Origin of the sequence: Microbacterium sp. NPDC055988, from assembly GCF_042269505.1 — a bacterium.
Lineage (GTDB): Bacteria > Actinomycetota > Actinomycetes > Actinomycetales > Microbacteriaceae > Microbacterium.
The window spans coordinates 92,856-108,283 of the sequence record NZ_JBHJXY010000001.1; the positions used below are offsets into that span (position 1 = coordinate 92,856).

Here is a 15,428-nt window from a genome sequence, read left to right on the forward strand (position 1 = left end):
GTTTCGTCCCGGTGGGGTGGTCTCCGCAGGTGCACGGGAGCTCGCTCACAGGGGCAGCGGTGTCGCGGCCAAGACGCTGAGCAGCATCGGTGCCACGCCGAGCAGCAGGAATGCGGGCAGGGTGCACACGCCGAGCGGGATGAGCAGTTGCGTCGAGAGCTTCGCCGCGCGCAGTCGGCCGTGCACCCGCGCGGCATGCCGATCCTGCGCGGCGGACGCCCGGAGAAGCTCCACAGCGGGCACGCCGGCGGCACGGGACAGCTCCAGCACGGACCGGATTCCCTCTTCGGCCCCGCCGCCGGCCGAGCTCTCGGCGACCAGACGGAGGGCACGGTCGACGGATGCGCCGCCGGCGAGCGCGACGGCCACCAGTTCGGCCCGCATTCCGGGCGTGCCCGTCTCGGGCGCAGCGCGGCGGAGCAGCCGCCTGGTCCACAGCCGCGCCGCGAGCACGAGCAGCAGGCCCGCGACCACACAGGCGGCACCCAGCGGGTTGCCGACGATGACCCCGATGGTGTCGAAGCCGAGCGCGAAGCCGAGCAGGAGTCCCGCAAGCGGCATCCACAGCAGCAGACGTGCCGTTCCCGCAGGTTCGGCGAGTGCGATGCGCACGTCGTCAGCGGCAGACGCGGCATCGCGAAGGGATTCGGCGATGATCCTGAGCACCTCCGCGAGCGGGGCTCCGACGGTCGTGGCGATCTCCCACGCAGCCGCGAGGTCGACCCAGGCCCCGCCCTCGGCCTCGATGGCGTCGAGAAGAGGCACCCCCGCCTCGACTCGATCGGTCACGGCCACCGCGTGGGGATCGCCGATGCCGGCGAGATGCCGCCAGGCGACGACCGGCACAGCCCCCGCCTGCAGCAGCACAGCCAACGTCTGCACCGAGGTCGCGGCGTCGCTCGATCCCGTCCCGCTCTCGCTCTGAGCAGAACGACGCCGGATCACCACGGTGTCACCTCCTCGATGTCCAGCCGGTCGCCCACCATGACGAGCCGCCCGGCCTGACGGATCCGACGGACACCGCCGGGGGCGCGGTCGAGATGCAACACGACGCTGAACGCGCTCACGGCCTGCCGCGCGAGGGCGACCGCGTCCATCCCCGCCAGCGCGCCGAGGGCCTCGAGCCGCGCCGGCACGTCACGGAGTCCGCTGGCGTGCATCGTGCCGGCACCGCCGTCGTGTCCGGTATTGAGCGCGGTGAGCAGCTCTCGGACCTCTTCCCCGCGGCATTCTCCGACCACCAGCCGGTCGGGCCGCATCCGCAGAGACTCCCTCACCAGCCGAGCGAGTGTGATCCCTCCCGCTCCTTCGACGTTCGCCTGGCGCGCCTCGAGCGCGACGTGATGGGGGTGGCGCGGTCGAAGCTCGGCGACGTCTTCGATCGTGACGATGCGTTCGGTCGTGGACACCTCGGAGAGCAGCGCGGACAGGAGCGTCGTCTTGCCCGTGCCGGTGCCGCCGGTGATGAGGATGTTCGCCCGCTCGGCCACCAAGCCGACGAGCCAGGCCTGCTGGCGCGCACCGAAGGAGCCGAGCGCGGCGAGCGCCTCGAGGTCGGCTGCCCGCACCCGAGGGATGCGGATGGAGAGCGCGGTGCCGGTCGTCGAGACCGGAGCGAGGACGGCGTGCACGCGGATGCCGGAATCGAGACGGACGTCGACGCACGGCGCCTGGTCGTCGAGATGGCGTCCGCCGAGACCGACGAGGGCGACGGCCAGGTCTCGGACCTCACGCTCCGACGCCCGCCATCCGCTCACCGGCTCGGCGCCGCTGCCCCGGTCGACGAACACGCCGCCCGGGCCGTTGACGAAGACATCGGTGACGGCGTCGTCGATGTGCGGGAGGAGCGGGCCGAAGGCGGGGTCGAGCCGCAGCGGCTCGGGAGCGGCCTCCGTCGCGCCGGCGAGGGGGGCCGCGCCTCGGGGTTGGATGACGAAGGAATCGGACATACCGCGAAGGTAGGCGGCACGAACGGCGGAAGTGAGGGGATGCGCAACCGAACCTCGGACGCTGTGCAGAAGCGCCGCGGTGACCGGCCGGTGCAGGAGACGGACGGGCCACTAGGCACCGAGAACGGGAGCGCTCCCAACGGAATGGGCGGCATCTCACGGGGGGAATGAGATGCCGCCCACGGCGATGCACGATTGGGGGAATCGGGCACGCCAAGGCCGGAATGAGATTTCGGCTGTCGTCGAGTGTACGCAAGGCAACCGTCCTGACAAAACCGGCGCGACTACCGACTTTCGGCAGTATGCGATGTGTGGCCGCGCGGATAGATTCGCCCTGACCAGGCCGTCCACCCCCACGGCCGGGCTCGAACGACCCGAATGCCGCAAAGGAGCGTCTGCCGATGAGCAGCCAGATCGACCACCTTCTCGACGAGACCCGGCGGTTCGCACCGTCGGAGGAATTCGTCGCCCAGACCATCTCATCGCCCGAGCTCTATGAGCGCGCCGCCACCGACCGCGAGGCGTTCTGGGGTGAGCAGTCCCGCGAGCTGGTGCACTGGCACAAGCCGTTCACGCAGGTGCTCGACTGGACGAACCCGCCGTTCGCGAAGTGGTTCGACGACGGCGAGCTGAACGTCGCGTACAACTGCCTCGACCGTCACGTCGAGGCCGGGAACGGCGACCGAGTCGCCCTGCACTGGGAGGGTGAGCCCGGGGATTCCCGGCGCATCACGTATGCCGAGCTGACCGAAGAGGTCAAGCGGGTCGCCAACGTCCTCGAAGGGCTCGGCATCGGCCAGGGCGACCGCGTCGCGATCTACCTGCCCATGATCCCGGAGGCGATCGCCTCGATGCTCGCGGTCGCGCGTCTCGGTGCGATCCACTCGGTGGTGTTCGGCGGATTCAGCGCCGACAGCCTCCGCTCACGCATCGACGACGCGGGGGCGAAGCTCGTCATCACCGCAGACGGCGGCTACCGCAAGGGCCGCGTCTCCGCGTTGAAGCCCGCGGTGGATCAGGCCCTCGCCGACCGCGGCGAGGGTGAGCAGCAGACCGTCGAGCACGTCCTCGTGGTCCGGCGGGGCGAGAACGAGGTGGACTGGATAGAGGGACGCGACCTCTGGTGGCACGACGTCGTCCCGGCGGCGTCCGCCGAGCACACGGCCCAGGCCTTCCCCGCGGAGAATCCTCTCTTCATCCTCTACACCTCGGGGACCACCGGAAAGCCCAAGGGCATCCTGCACACCTCCGGCGGCTACCTCACCCAGGCCGCGTACTCGCACAAGTACGTCTTCGACCTGCATCCGGAGACCGACGTCTTCTGGTGCACGGCCGACATCGGATGGATCACCGGGCACAGCTACGTCACCTACGGTCCGCTCGCGAACGGCGCCACCCAGGTGCTCTATGAAGGCACGCCCGACGCACCGCACCCCGGCCGCTGGTGGGAGATCATCGAGAAGTACAAGGTCTCGATCTTCTACACCGCGCCGACGGCGATCCGCTCGTTCATGAAGATCGGCCGCAGCGTGCCGAAGAAGTTCGACCTGTCGTCGCTGCGACTGCTCGGTTCGGTGGGCGAGCCCATCAACCCCGAGGCGTGGATGTGGTACCGCGAGGTCATCGGCGCCGGCAAGACGCCGATCGTCGACACGTGGTGGCAGACCGAGACCGGAGCGATCATGGTCTCCGCCCTCCCCGGCGTCACCGAGACCAAGCCCGGGTCGGCTCAGGTTCCGCTGCCCGGCATCTCGATCGACGTCGTCGATGAGCAGGGCGTCGAGGTCGGCAACGGCAACGGCGGGCTGCTCGTGATCACCGAGCCTTGGCCCAGCATGCTGCGCGGCATCTGGGGCGACCCGGAGCGATACCGCGAGACGTACTGGGAGAAGTTCGAGGATCAGGGCTACTACTTCGCCGGCGACGGCGCCCGCCTCGACGAGGACGGCGACCTGTGGCTGCTGGGCCGCGTCGACGACGTCATGAACGTCTCGGGTCACCGTCTCTCCACGGCCGAGATCGAGTCGTCGCTGGTCGCGCACGAGGCGACCGCCGAAGCTGCCGTGGTCGGCGCATCGGATGAGACCACCGGCCAGGCAGTCGTGGCCTTCGTCATCATCAAGGAGAGCTACCTCGCCGAACACGAGCCGGCAGGTCTCGCCCAGCTGCTGCGCCTGTGGGTCGGCGAGCAGATCGGGGCGATCGCCCGCCCGCGCGACGTGTACATCGTCGGCGAGCTGCCGAAGACCCGCTCCGGCAAGATCATGCGGCGACTCCTGCGCGACGTCGCCGAAGGCCGCGAGGTCGGCGACACGACGACACTGGCCGACACCGCGGTCATGAGCATCATCTCGGCGCAGGTGAAGTAGCACTCCCCGCGTACGAAGAACGCGCCTTCCCGATCCGGGGAGGCGCGTTCTTTCATGTGCGGCACGGATGTGCCGGATGGCCGGATGCTCAGGCGAGGATGAAGGTCACCTCGACCTCGACCGGGCTGCCGAGGGGAAGCTCTGCGACGCCGACGGCCGCACGGGCATGACGCCCGGCCTCGCCGAAGATCTCGCCGAGGACCTCGCTGGCGCCGTTGATGACGCCGGGCTGACCCGTGAAGGCTTCGGCGGAGGCGACGAAGCCGCCCACGCGGAGCACCCCGCCGATGCGGTCGACGCCGCCCGCGGCATCCGCCGCCGCGGCGAGGGCGTTCAGAGCGCAGGTGCGCGCGTAGACCTTCGCGTCCTCCGCCGAGACCGCGTCTCCGACCTTGCCGACGGCGGGGAGCGCACCGGCGACGAACGGGAGCTGACCCGAGGTGTAGACGAGGCCGCCGTGCGCGACCGCGGGAACGTAGGCCGCGACGGGTGCGGCGACCGCGGGCAGCTCGATGCCGAGCTCGGTCAGGCGGGCGGCGACGCTCACGCCTGGCCTCCCTCGAACTGACGGGCCGCCTGCTCCGCGGCGGCGAGGCCGGCGTTCGCCGAGGAATCCGACGTGACCGGACGCTTCAGGTAGGCGACGAGACCTCCTTCGGGACCCTGCACGACCTGTACGAGCTCCCAGCCCTGCTTGCCCCAGTTGTTGAGGATGGCTGCGGTGTTGTGGATCAGCAGCGGCGTGGTGAGGTACTCCCACGTGGTCATGGCACTCCTGTCGATCGGGGCGCGACACCGTGATTGCGGGCCGGCTCGTCAAAGGTGGTATTCAGGGAACTCCCCTACGATCAAGCGTATGCCCCAAAAGAATCGCACGGTGAGAGGCGTGCTCGGCGGTCTCGTCGGGCTCGTCGGCTTGAGCGCCGTCGCCGGCCTCCTGGTCGCTGCCAGCGTCACGCCCGTCCTCACCATGACCGGTCTCGCCGGCACCCAGGCACTCACTCTCTTCGACCAGCTGCCCGAGAACCTCAACCCGGGTACGCCGATGGAACAGTCGACGATCTACGCGACCGATCCCGACGGCAAGCCGGTCGAGCTGGCCTCGTTCTACGAGCAGAACCGCATCCCGGTCACGTACGAGCAGGTCTCACCCGTGCTGTACGACGCGATTCTCTCCAGTGAGGACAAGAGCTTCTACAGCCACGGCGGCGTCAACCTCGGCGCGACCGTGAAGGCGCTCATCGACAACGTGCGCGGCACCTCCAGCCGCGGCGCTTCCACGATCAGCCAGCAGTACGTGAAGAACGTGCTGATCCAGGAGTGCGAGCAGGACGTCGACCGGGCCTCCGAGACCTACACGGACGACCTCCGCAAGTGCTTCGACGACGCGACCAACGCCAGCGGCAACGAGGGCATCGAACGCAAGCTGCAGGAGATGCGCTACGCGATCCAGGTCGAGAAGGACTTCTCGAAGAACGACATCCTGCTCGGATACCTGAACATCGCGAACTTCGGCGGCACGGTGTACGGCATCGAGGCCGCATCGAAGTACTACTTCAGCACGAGCGCCGCGAACCTCACGGTCGCGCAGGCCGCGACCTTGGCCGGCATCGTGCAGAACCCGAACACGTACCGCATCGACATGCCGCAGGGCACCACGACGAACCAGGACGGCGAGGCGGTGAACACCGCCGAGAGCGGATACTCGCTCACGAAGGACCGTCGCCACTATGTGCTCGGCCGCATGCTCGCCGACGGCAAGATCACCCAGGCGCAGTACGACGAAGCGGACGCCTCCGACATCACGCCGTCGCTGAAGCAGCCCACGCAGGGCTGCGCGGCGGCCGGCCTCAACGCCTACTTCTGCCAGTATGTGCGGTCGATCGTGCTCGACGACGAAGCCTTCGGCAAGACTCCCCAGGAGCGCGCCGACCTGCTCCGCCGCGGCGGCCTGAAGATCTACACCTCGCTGGACTACCGCATTCAGAACCCGGCGGCACAGACGATGAGCGAGATCGTTCCGGCCAACTACGACAACGACTACTTCGGCGCTGCGGGCGTCTCGATCGAGGTCGGCACCGGTCGCATCCTGTCGATCACGCAGAACACGCGGTTCGACGAGACCACCACCGATGATCTCGGCAAGACCTCGCTCGTCTTCGCCGGCGACCAGAAGCACGGCAACTCCGGCGGCTTCCAGGTGGGCTCGGTGTACAAGCTGTTCACGCTGATCGACTGGCTCGAGAAGGGCCACTCGGTCAACGAGGTGCTCAACGGTCGTGTGCAGACGAACCTGAAGATCCCTGTCTGCGAGAGCCCGCAGAGCACGAACACCAAGGAGATCGGCAACTTCGGCGGCGGTGGCGGCAGGACCGGGAACGTGATGGACTTCACGCGGCAGTCGCTGAACAGCGGCTACTTCGCGATGGCGTCCAAACTCGACATCTGCGACATCAATAAGGTCGCCGACCGGATGGGTGTCACGCTCGCCAGCGGCAAGAAGGTCACCGACGAGAACGTGCCGTACGACGTGCTCGGCCCGAAGAACATCTCCCCCATCGCCATGGCGAACGCCTATGCCACAGTCGCGAGCGGCGGCAAGTACTGCACCCCGCGCGCGATCGACCGCGTGGTCGGCCCCGACGGCAAGGACCGCGAGCTTCCGGCCGCCTCGTGCACCGACGGCGTGCTCGCCCCTGAGGTAGCGGCGACGGCCGCGTATGCGCTCAAGGGAGTGATGGATTCGGGCGGCACCGGTCAGAACGCCAACCCGTTCGACGGCACGCCGCTGATCGGCAAGACCGGGACGCACGACCGCTGGTCGACCATGATGATCGAGTCCAGCACCAAGGTCACCACGGCGGTCTGGGCGGGCCGCTGGAAGGGGCAGTCGGACATCTACCAGAAGTGGGCCGGGAACTACCAGCTCAACAACATGCGCTATCCGCTGGCCAAGGCCGCGCAGGCCGCCGCCAACGAGGTGTACGAGGGAGGCGCCTTCCCCCGTCCGGACGACAAGCTGATCCGTCGGGTGGTGGTCGACGTCCCGAACGTCGTCGGCATGACGATGGAGGAAGCGGAATCGACCCTCAAGAGCAACGGCTTCGGCGTGTCCGTCGGTGCCGCTGTCGACAGCGACAAGCCGACCAACATCGTCGTCGCGCAGGATCCCTCCGGACAGACCGCGGGCGGATCGACCATCACGATCTCGCCCAGCAACGGCCAGGGCACGACGGTTCCCGCCAACCTCGTCGGCATGTCTCGGTCCGACGCGTCGGCAGCGCTCACCGCTGCGGGATTCACGTCGATCGCCATCGATAACTCGTGCAACCCGCCAACCGCGGTGGTGTCCTCGACGGACCCGGCACCCGGCACGGCGACCAGCAAGTCCACCCCCGTCACCGTGACGTGCAAGTAAACGCTCGCGGTGCCGCGCACCCGGCCCTCATCGCGCTCGGCGCGGTGGGGGCCGTCGGTGCTGCCGCAGCGGTCTGGGGCATCGGCATCGAGCGCTACCTGTTCACGGTGCGCGAGGCGACGGCATCCGCGCTCCCGCCCGGCTCAGCGCCGCTGCGCATCCTGCACGTGTCGGACGCGCACATGGCGCCGTGGCAGCATCGGAAGCAGGACTGGCTGGCCTCACTCGCCGAGCTGAAGCCGGACCTCGTCGTCAACACGGGCGACAACCTGGGGCATGAGAACGGTCTGGAAGGCATCCGCCGTGCATTCGACCCGCTCGCGGGCATCCCCGGTGTCTTCGTGCACGGGTCGAACGACGTGACCGCTCCGTCTCCCCGCAACCCGCTTCGTTACTTCCTCGGGCCGTCCAAGAAGCAGCCCGAGCCGGAGCACCTCGACACGGCGGCCATGGACCGCTACTTCACCGACGAGCTCGGGTGGACCGACCTGAACAACGCGGCGGCACGGCTCACCATCGCCGGCGCGACGGTCGACCTCTTCGGCGTGAACGACGCCCACCGCGACTGGGACCGCCTCGACGTGCTGCCGGATGCCATCGGCGCGCTCGGTCCCCGCGACGCCTCCACACCGATGCTGGGCGTGACCCATGCGCCGTACCAGCGCGTGCTCAACGGATTCATCGACCTCGGCGCCGACGCCATCCTCGGCGGTCACACGCACGGCGGCCAGGTGTGCCTCCCCGGTTACGGCGCCCTCGTGGCCAACTGCGACATCCCCCTCAAGCAGGCCAAGGGACTGAGCACGTGGTCGCACGACGGCCATGCGGTGCCGCTCAACGTGAGCGCCGGCTGCGGACACTCGATCTACGCACCGGTCCGCTTCGCCTGCCGCCCCGAGGCGACGCTGCTCACGCTCACCGCGCGAGACTGATCGCCGCCTCGATTCGGCGCAGGGAGCATTTCCCTGTAGACTCGGAGGGTTGCAAACGGGGTGTGGCGCAGCTTGGTAGCGCGCTTCGTTCGGGACGAAGAGGTCGCAGGTTCAAATCCTGTCACCCCGACCAGTGACACCGGAAGGCCGCCCCCACAGGGGCGGCCTTCTCTGTATGGGGAACACGCACGAAGGGGGAAGGGACGCATGGGGTCTCTGCTTCCGCCACCGCGCCGATTCACCCGGGCGTGGGCACTGGCTCTCGGCATCCCGTTCCTCCTGGGCCTCGCGGCTCTGACCCTCACACCGACGCGAGTCGAGCAGGTCATGCCCAATCTCCTCGACCTGACCCTCCGCGCCGCGCACCGCCTCGGTTGGGAATCGCTCGACTTCACCCGGCTCGAGATCATCGCGAACATCCTGGTGTTCGTGCCCGTCGGCATCCTCGCCTTCCTCCTGCTCCCCCGCCGGGTGTGGCCGATCGCTCTGCTGGTGGGGCCGCTGCTCTCGCTCGGCATCGAGACCGCCCAGCGCGTGGCCCTCCCGCATCGGGCAGCGACGGTAACCGACGTCGTGGCCAACTCGACCGGCGCGCTCGTCGGCGTCGTGTTCGCCGTGCTCTGCACACTGCTGCTCGCTTCACGACCCTCCCAGCGGCCACCTTCTAGGCTGGAGACACTATGACCGCGCCCACACTCGTCGCCTTCGACCTCGATGACACGCTCGCCCCGTCCAAGGGCCTGATCGACCCGCGCATCGCTTCGCTGCTGCGCAGTCTGCTGCGATCGGTCGACGTCGCCATCATCTCCGGCGGCAACGAAGAGCAGTTCCGCAATCAGGTCCTCGCGCGCCTCGGCGATACGGATGCCGCCGACCTCGCCCGCCTGCACCTGCTCCCGACCTGTGGCACGCGCTACCTCCGCCACGACGGGTCCGACTTCGCTCCGGTGTACGCGCACGACCTCAGCGACGAGGACAAGCAGGCCGCGTTGACGGCACTGCGCGAAGAAGCCGAGCGCCTGGGACTGTGGGAAGCCGAGCCCTGGGGCGAGATCCTCGAAGACCGCGGCTCGCAGATCACGTTCTCTGCACTGGGGCAGCGGGCGCCGCGCGAAGCGAAGCACGACTGGGATCCCACGGGAGACAAGCGCGCCGCTCTTCGCTCCGCCGTCGCCGCGCGACTCCCCGGACTCGAGGTGCGCTCCGGCGGATCGACGTCCATCGACATCACCCGGGCCGGCATCGACAAGGCCTTCGGGATGCGACAGCTCGCCGAGCACACCGGCATCCCTCTCACCGCGATGCTGTTCTACGGCGACCGCCTCGACGAGGGCGGGAACGACTATCCGGTCCTCGCCATCGGCGTGCCGTCCGTGGCCGTCGACGGGTGGGAAGACACGGCGGACAAGCTCGATGAGCTCCTGCTGACGCTCTGACGTCGGAAGCGTCCTGCGGCACAGTCTCGCGCCGTGGTCCTAACATGGCGTCATGGATGCCCTGCTGATCGTCATCGTCACCGCCGCGGCCGCCAGCGTCGCGTGCTGGATCCTCTCCCTGATCACGCGCGACACCTCATGGGTCGATCGGGCGTGGTCGATCGTTCCCGTGGCCTACGTGTGGATCTTCGTGGCCGGCGCCTTCGCGAACGGCGACGGCTCCGTGCGTGTCGTACTCATGGGAGTGCTCGCGACCGCCTGGGGAGCCCGCTTGACCTTCAACTTCGCGCGCAAGGGCGGCTACACCGGCGTCGAGGACTACCGGTGGGCGATCCTGCGCGGACGCATGCGCCCGTGGCAGTTCCAGGTCTTCAACGTGCTGTTCATCATCGGCTACCAGATGACGCTGCTCGTGCTCATCACGCTGCCCGCCCTGGTCGCGGCGGAGCACCCCGCAGCCCTCACCGGGTGGGATGCACTGTTCGTCGCCGCGTTCCTCGGGTTCCTCGTCGGCGAGACCGTGGCCGACCAGCAGCAGTGGCGTTTCCACCAGCGCAAGAAGCAGGCAGGGGGCACGCTCGCCCCGGGGTTCGTGACGACGGGGTTGTTCCGCTTCAGCCGCCACCCGAACTTCTTCTTCGAGCAGGCGCAGTGGTGGGCCTTCTATGCGCTCGGCGCGACCGCGGCAGTCGCAGGCGGTGTGGGCTTCGTCGGCGGCGCGCTCAACCCGACGATCATCGGACCTGCCCTGCTGACCCTGCTGTTCATCGGTTCGACCATCTTCACGGAGTCGATCACCGCATCCAAGTACCCTGCCTACGCGGAGTACAAGCGCTCGACCTCGATGCTCATCCCGTGGCCGCCGCGCGTCCGCGCCGTGGTCCCGCAGTCCTGAGACGGCGAGGCCACGGTACGGCCGACGCGATCAGCGCGTGCGCACCTCGGCGCCCGCACGGGCGACCGGCACCAGACGCGTGAGCTGGGTGACGTGGCCCGGCTCCAGCTCCGCGAGCGAAGAGACACCCAGCAGCCGCATCGTGCGCTCGATCTCGCTGCGCAGGATGGCGATCGTGCGGTCGACGCCCTGGCGCCCACCGGCCATCAGGCCGTAGAGGTACGCACGACCGATGAGCGTGAAGTCGGCCCCGAGGGCGACGGCCGCGACGATGTCGGCGCCGTTCATGATGCCGGTGTCGATCATGACGGTGAAGTCATCGCCGACAGCCCGCCGGACCTCGGGCAGCAGATGGAACGGGATGGGCGCGCGGTCGAGCTGGCGTCCTCCGTGGTTCGACAGGACGATGCCGTCGACGCCCGCATCGCGCAGACGCACGGAGTCCTCGACGTTCTGCACGCCCTTGATCACGATCTTGCCCGGCCAGATGTCGCGGATGACGGCGAGGTCGTCGTAGCTGATCGTCGGATCCATCGCCGCGTCCAGCAGTTCGCCGACCGTGCCGCCGGTGGTGCTCAGCGACGCGAACTCGAGCTTGGGTGTCGTGAGGAAGTCGAACCACCACCACGGGCGCGGGATCGCGTTGATGATCGTGCCGAGCGTGAGCTGCGGCGGGATGCTGAAGCCGTTGCGCTTATCGCGCAGACGAGCACCGGCGACGGGAGTGTCGACGGTGAACTGCAGCGTGTCGAAGCCGGCCGCGGCCGCACGGCGGGTGAGCTCGTAGGAGATCTCGCGATCACGCATCACGTAGAGCTGGAACCAGTTGCGGCCGTGCGGGTTCGCGGCCTTGACCCCCTCGATCGACGTGGTGCCCAGCGTCGAGAGGGTGAACGGGATGCCGGCGGCGGCCGCAGCCCCGGCTCCGGCGACCTCGCCCTCGGTCTGCATCAGCCGCGTGAACCCGGTGGGCGCGATGCCGAACGGCAGGGCCGACGGGCCACCGAGGATCTCGGTGCTCGTGTCGACGTCGGGTGCCGGACGCAGGATGCCGGGATGGAACTCCACGTCCTGGAAGGCCTGGCGGGCACGGGTGAGGGAGAGCTCGCCCTCGGCCGCGCCATCGGTGTAGTCGAACGCCGCCTTGGGCGTGCGCCGCTTGGCGATCAGACGCAGGTCGTCGATGGTCAGCGCGGCGTCGAGGCGGCGCTTGCGACCGTCGAGCTCCGGCTTCTTGAACTTCATGAGGTCGAGGAGTTCGACGGGATTCGGGAGCTGGCGCTGCACCATGATGTGCCTCTCAGTTCTGGGGGTGGATGTCGCGGGTGAGCCCCGCGGACGTGTAGTAGCCGGTGATGTGCGTGCGGACGAGAGTTCGAGCAGCCTCGACATCGGCGGCATCGATCGCGGTCACCAGTGCGTGGTGCTCGGCGCGGAGCCTGGCCGCCATCGCCTCCCAGTCCGGGATCGCCGCAGCCCCCGCCCGTACGTACGACTCGATCGACGAACGCAGGCCCGCCATCATCGCGGCGATGACCGTGTTCCCGCTGGCTTCCGCGAGCGAGAGGTGCAACTGAGCGTCGAGGGCGAGGAACTCCTCGGCGGAGAGGTCGGCGGCATCCATCGCGTCGAGCAGTGCGTGCGCTCGTGCGGTGTCGCGATCGGGGGAAGTGGACAAGGCGCTGACGACCGCATCCTCGAGGACGAGGCGCGTGCGGACGACATCGTCCAGCGGAAAGCCCTGCGCCGCCACCTGCAGGCGCAGCAGCGCCGACATGCCCCCGGTCGGGGTCGCGATGACGATGGCACCCGACTGCGGCCCGGAACCGGTCGCGGTGCGGATGAGTCCCATCACCTCGAGCACGCGGAAAGCCTCGCGCACGCTGGACCTGCCGACGCCGAGCTCGGTCGCGAGATCGCGCTCCGACGGCAGGCGGTCACCGGGTCCGAGTCGACCGTCGAGGAGATCGCGCTCGATGTGCTCGAGCACGAGCTGCCATGCGCGCGCCGGCTGGTCGCTCATCGATCCTCCTGTGGTCTGACCACAGGTTAGCGCGTGTGGTCCGACCACGCAAACGGGCTCGGGGATGCGGAGCGTCCCGCCGAGCCTGCGCCGCCGAGCCCTGCGCCGCCGAGCCGCCCTTTTCTGTGCGAGCCAGCCCCTTGCGCGCGTCCGAAACGGGGCCAGTCGGGCGAAAGGGGGTGGCTCGACGGGAATCGAGTGCGCGGCTCGCTCGGGAGAGGGGCACGCGGACTCAGCCCAGCCGGCCGCCGGACTCCTCGAGATAGCAGGTGCCGCACAGGGACTCGTAGGTCGTCAGTTCCGGCGAGGGGGATCCGATGGCGCCCTCGTCGATGGCGACCTGGTCGCCGTCGAACACGAAACGCCCGCCGACGACGCGGCCGTTGAACACGGCCTTCCGCCCACACCGGCAGATCGTCTTGAGCTCCTCCAGCGAGTGCGAGATCGCGAGCAGGCGCGCAGACCCGGGAAAGGCATGGGTGAGGAAGTCGTTGCGGATGCCGTACGCCATGACCGGGATCCCGTCCTCCACCGCGATTCGAAAGAGATCGTCTACCTGAACCGGCGTGAGGAACTGCGCCTCGTCGATGAGGAGACACGCGACATCGGTGGGCCCCGCGGGGAGCAGCTCGTCGTCGGATGCATGCTGCATGCGCGCGCGGTGCTCCGCGAAGAGCGCTCGCGCGTCGTCGTCGGGGCCGATCAGGAAGTCGACCTGACGGGTGACACCGAGCCGGCTCTCGATCTCGGATGCCCCCTTGGTGTCGATCGCGGGCTTCGCGAGCAGCACGTGCTGGCCGCGCTCCTCGTAGTTGTACGCAGCCTGCAGCAGAGAGGTCGACTTGCCCGAGTTCATCGCGCCGTAGCGGAAGTAGAGCTTCGCCACGGTGCGGACTCAGACGTTGATGCCGAGGGTGGCGGCGGTCGCCTCGGTGGACTGCTCCGCGAGTGCGGCATCCGCGTTCAGCTTCTCGCCGAACGTGGGGATCAGAGCGCGGAGTTCAGGCTCCCAGCCCGGGTATTCCTCCGGGAAGCAGGCCTTGAGCAGCGAGAGCATGATCGGAACGGCGGTCGATGCGCCCGGCGAGGCACCCAGGAGGCCGGCGATCGAGCCATCTGCGGATGAGACGACCTCCGTGCCGAACTGCAGGATGCCGCCCTTCTTCGGGTCTTTCTTCATGACCTGGGCGCGCTGACCGGCGTCGATGAGAGTCCAGTCCTCGTCCTTGGCGGTCGGCATGAAGGTGCGCAGGCTGTCGACCTTCTTGGCGTGGTTCTTCAGCAGCTCGCCCACCAGGTACGTGATCAGGTCGGGGTTCTTCACGGCCACCTGCAGCATCGGCAGCAGGTTGTGCGTGCGCACCTGCGAGACGATGTCGAGCATCGATCCGTTCTTGAGGAACTTCGGGCTGAATGTCGCGAAGGGCCCGAACATGAGCGAGGACTCGCCGCCGACGACGCGGGTGTCGAGGTGCGGTACCGACATCGGCGGAGCACCGACGGATGCCTGCGAGTACACCTTCGCCTTGTGCTGGGCGACGACCTTCGGGTTCGTGGTCTTGAGGAACTGGCCGCCGATCGGGAAGACGCCGTAGCCCTTGATCTCGGGAATGCCAGAATTCTGCAGCAGCTTGAGCGCCCAGCCGCCCGCACCGACGAACACGAAGCGCGCCTTGACCTCGTTCGGGGTGCGACCGATGGTGGTGCGGTACTTGACCAGCCAGCCGCCGTCCTTCTGCTTCTTGAGGCTGCGCACCTCGTGGTTCGTGCGCAGCGTGACACCCGACTCGGTCAGGTGGTCGAAGAGCTGATGCGTCAGGGCTCCGAAGTCGACGTCGGTGCCGGCCGGCACGCGCGTCGCGGCGAACGGCTCACCCTTGCGACGCTGCTGCATCAGTAGCGGCGCCCACTTGTTGATGACGCGGGAGTCCTCGCTGTACTCGATGCCGGCGAACAGCGGCTGCTCCTTGAGCACCTCGTAGCGGGCCTTGAGGTACGCGACATCTTTCTCACCGCGGACGAACGTCATGTGCGGAGTCGCGTTGATGAAGGTCGACGGCGCGTCGAGCACGCCCTTCTCGACCAGCGACGACCAGAACTGGCGGCTCTGCTGGAACTGCTCATTGATCGACACGGCCTTGGCGGGGTCGAGCGGAGCACCACCCTGCTGCGGCATGTAGTTCAGCTCGCACAGGGCGGCGTGCCCCGTGCCGGCGTTGTTCCACGGGTTCGAGCTCTCCTGAGCCACATCCGAGAGTCGCTCGAAGGCGACGATCTTCCACTCCGGCTGCAGCTCGTGCAGGAGAGTACCCAGGGTGGCGCTCATGATGCCACCGCCGATCAGGACGACATCGACGTTTTCTGTCACCGAACCAGTCTAGGTGGCGGGCACGCGCTCGCAGACCA

14 protein-coding genes and 1 tRNA gene are annotated in these 15,428 nt (G+C 68.5%); 7 read left to right on the forward strand and 8 right to left on the reverse strand.

Features of this window, described 5'->3' with window-relative positions:
• Nucleotides 1-45: 45 nt before the first annotated feature.
• Together ACFC14_RS00515 and ACFC14_RS00520 are read right to left on the reverse strand one after the other, a co-directional pair.
• Nucleotides 46-948 (reverse strand): type II secretion system F family protein, encoded by a 903-nt coding sequence (locus ACFC14_RS00515; RefSeq protein ID WP_376100503.1) that lies wholly within the window; start codon nt 946-948, stop codon nt 46-48.
• Nucleotides 942-1,949: a TadA family conjugal transfer-associated ATPase gene (locus ACFC14_RS00520; protein WP_376100505.1), complete on the reverse strand. Its 1,008-nt coding sequence runs from the start codon at nt 1,947-1,949 to the stop codon at nt 942-944. The genes ACFC14_RS00515 and ACFC14_RS00520 overlap by 7 nt, the downstream gene beginning before the upstream one ends.
• Nucleotides 1,950-2,350: 401 nt before the next feature.
• On the opposite strand from ACFC14_RS00520, the gene acs reads away from it, so the two are divergent.
• The gene (gene acs / locus ACFC14_RS00525; RefSeq protein ID WP_136040628.1) at nt 2,351-4,318 is read left to right on the forward strand and encodes an acetate--CoA ligase; all 1,968 of its coding nucleotides are present in this window, start codon (nt 2,351-2,353) and stop codon (nt 4,316-4,318) included.
• Nucleotides 4,319-4,406: 88 nt separating this feature from the next.
• Here acs and ACFC14_RS00530 read toward each other — a convergent pair whose 3' ends face one another.
• Nucleotides 4,407-4,865: a RidA family protein gene (locus ACFC14_RS00530; protein ID WP_376100507.1), complete on the reverse strand. Its 459-nt coding sequence runs from the start codon at nt 4,863-4,865 to the stop codon at nt 4,407-4,409.
• Nucleotides 4,862-5,086, reverse strand: coding sequence for a hypothetical protein (locus ACFC14_RS00535; RefSeq protein WP_376100509.1), 225 nt, complete (start codon nt 5,084-5,086; stop codon nt 4,862-4,864). Before ACFC14_RS00535 ends, ACFC14_RS00530 begins: the two co-directional genes overlap by 4 nt.
• A gap of 88 nt (nt 5,087-5,174) precedes the next feature.
• Here ACFC14_RS00535 and ACFC14_RS00540 point away from each other — a divergent pair, with 88 nt between their 5' ends.
• The 6 genes from ACFC14_RS00540 to ACFC14_RS00565 all read left to right on the forward strand — a co-directional run bounded on the left by ACFC14_RS00540 (nt 5,175) and on the right by ACFC14_RS00565 (nt 10,999).
• On the forward strand, nt 5,175-7,736 hold the full coding sequence (locus tag ACFC14_RS00540; protein ID WP_376100511.1) for a transglycosylase domain-containing protein: 2,562 nt from the start codon (nt 5,175-5,177) through the stop codon (nt 7,734-7,736).
• Nucleotides 7,727-8,668 (forward strand): metallophosphoesterase, encoded by a 942-nt coding sequence (locus ACFC14_RS00545; RefSeq protein ID WP_376100513.1) that lies wholly within the window; start codon nt 7,727-7,729, stop codon nt 8,666-8,668. The genes ACFC14_RS00540 and ACFC14_RS00545 overlap by 10 nt, the downstream gene beginning before the upstream one ends.
• A gap of 56 nt (nt 8,669-8,724) precedes the next feature.
• A tRNA-Pro gene (locus ACFC14_RS00550) sits at nt 8,725-8,801 on the forward strand.
• 74 nt (nt 8,802-8,875) lie between these two features.
• Nucleotides 8,876-9,352 (forward strand): VanZ family protein, encoded by a 477-nt coding sequence (locus tag ACFC14_RS00555; RefSeq protein ID WP_376100515.1) that lies wholly within the window; start codon nt 8,876-8,878, stop codon nt 9,350-9,352.
• A complete protein-coding gene (locus ACFC14_RS00560; protein ID WP_376100517.1) occupies nt 9,349-10,104 on the forward strand; it encodes an HAD-IIB family hydrolase in 756 nt (251 codons plus the stop codon). The genes ACFC14_RS00555 and ACFC14_RS00560 overlap by 4 nt, the downstream gene beginning before the upstream one ends.
• 52 nt (nt 10,105-10,156) lie before the next feature.
• The gene (locus ACFC14_RS00565; RefSeq protein ID WP_376100519.1) at nt 10,157-10,999 is read left to right on the forward strand and encodes a DUF1295 domain-containing protein; all 843 of its coding nucleotides are present in this window, start codon (nt 10,157-10,159) and stop codon (nt 10,997-10,999) included.
• Between the two features lie 30 nt (nt 11,000-11,029).
• Here ACFC14_RS00565 and ACFC14_RS00570 read toward each other — a convergent pair whose 3' ends face one another.
• The 4 genes from ACFC14_RS00570 to ACFC14_RS00585 all read right to left on the reverse strand — a co-directional run bounded on the left by ACFC14_RS00570 (nt 11,030) and on the right by ACFC14_RS00585 (nt 15,390).
• Entirely contained in the window at nt 11,030-12,289 is a 1,260-nt protein-coding gene (locus ACFC14_RS00570; RefSeq protein WP_376100521.1) for an alpha-hydroxy-acid oxidizing protein, read from the reverse strand.
• Between the two features lie 10 nt (nt 12,290-12,299).
• On the reverse strand, nt 12,300-13,022 hold the full coding sequence (locus ACFC14_RS00575; RefSeq protein WP_376100523.1) for a FadR/GntR family transcriptional regulator: 723 nt from the start codon (nt 13,020-13,022) through the stop codon (nt 12,300-12,302).
• Nucleotides 13,023-13,254: 232 nt separating this feature from the next.
• A complete protein-coding gene (locus tag ACFC14_RS00580) occupies nt 13,255-13,908 on the reverse strand; it encodes a thymidine kinase (protein WP_376100525.1) in 654 nt (217 codons plus the stop codon).
• 9 nt (nt 13,909-13,917) lie between these two features.
• Nucleotides 13,918-15,390, reverse strand: coding sequence for a malate:quinone oxidoreductase (locus ACFC14_RS00585; RefSeq protein WP_376100527.1), 1,473 nt, complete (start codon nt 15,388-15,390; stop codon nt 13,918-13,920).
• Nucleotides 15,391-15,428: the final 38 nt, after the last annotated feature.